The sequence below is a fragment of the Bombilactobacillus bombi genome, from assembly GCF_013607485.1.
GTDB classification, from domain to species: Bacteria; Bacillota; Bacilli; order Lactobacillales; family Lactobacillaceae; genus Bombilactobacillus; species Bombilactobacillus bombi_A.
This window is the reverse complement of record NZ_SCHP01000134.1, coordinates 1-960: the sequence shown is the minus strand read 5'-3', so window position 1 is coordinate 960 and position 960 is coordinate 1. Positions and strand designations below refer to the sequence as shown.

1 protein-coding gene is annotated in these 960 nt (G+C 42.6%); it reads right to left on the bottom strand.

The window, feature by feature from the left end; translation table 11 throughout:
* Nucleotides 1-10: 10 nt before the first annotated feature.
* Nucleotides 11-874 (bottom strand): IS982 family transposase, encoded by an 864-nt coding sequence (locus EQ827_RS08795; RefSeq protein WP_181190600.1) that lies wholly within the window; start codon nucleotides 872-874, stop codon nucleotides 11-13.
* Nucleotides 875-960 lie beyond the last annotated feature (86 nt).

The following is a 960-nucleotide window of genomic DNA, read 5'->3' as shown; positions in this document are numbered from 1 at the left end:
ACGCATGGTGCTAGTTAATTTTTCTGATAGTATCCACAAACAAACATTGTTCTAACCGCGTTTGAAATCCCGCTAGTGAACGCGCGCGATTGCGTTCAATATCAAAAAGATTGTTCCAGCTGGAGAAAACTGTTTCAATTTGATGGCGCAGCCGTTTTAATAATTTGTTATTGATTTTAGGGTCTTGGCGCATATTTTTCCGTTTTGGCGTCCACAAGTTAATTCCCTGCCGCGCTAGTTGTTGTTTTAATGGCTGGCTCAAATAGCCGAGATCCGCCAAGATTTGCGGACAACTCGCCTGATTAATTAAAGTGGTTACCATTTTGGAGTCGTGAATTGAGGCTTTCGTAATGGTATAAGCAACTACTAGACCTTGATTAGTGACTTCAAAGCTGCCTTTGAAGCCGTAGTAGCGTAGGCGTTTCGTGGCATTATAGCCCAGATCGGCTTGCTCGCGAAAGATGCGAGCGCGATAATTACGTACTGGTTGACAAACCGGCAGCGGCAGACTGTCAATAATCGTATAGCGCGTGTTTTTAGCAACTTGTTTTATCAAGCCGGTGCGCATTAACTGCAATAATTGCCAGCCACGGTTACTCAGTCGATTAAATCGCGAACGTTCAGGCAAGTCTAAGCAGTGCAGACTGGTTAAAAAGCGATAATAGCGGCGTTGATTAGTGATACCTAATTCTGTCTGATAACAGAGCAACGCTAAGAGTTCAATATCTGAGAGCTTAGCTTGGCGGACGTTACGCCGATTTCGAATTTTAGCAGGCACAAATTGATCATAAAGCGGCGTAATGATTTGTTGCCACAATTGAATTCGCGGTTGCAAAGGTAATAAATATTGTTTACACTTAAGTTGGTCTGACATAGGTTTCACTTCTTTAGTAGCAGATGACTAAAGTGTAGCCTATTCAGGCTTTTTTATTCAAGAATTATTAACTAGCACCACGCGTC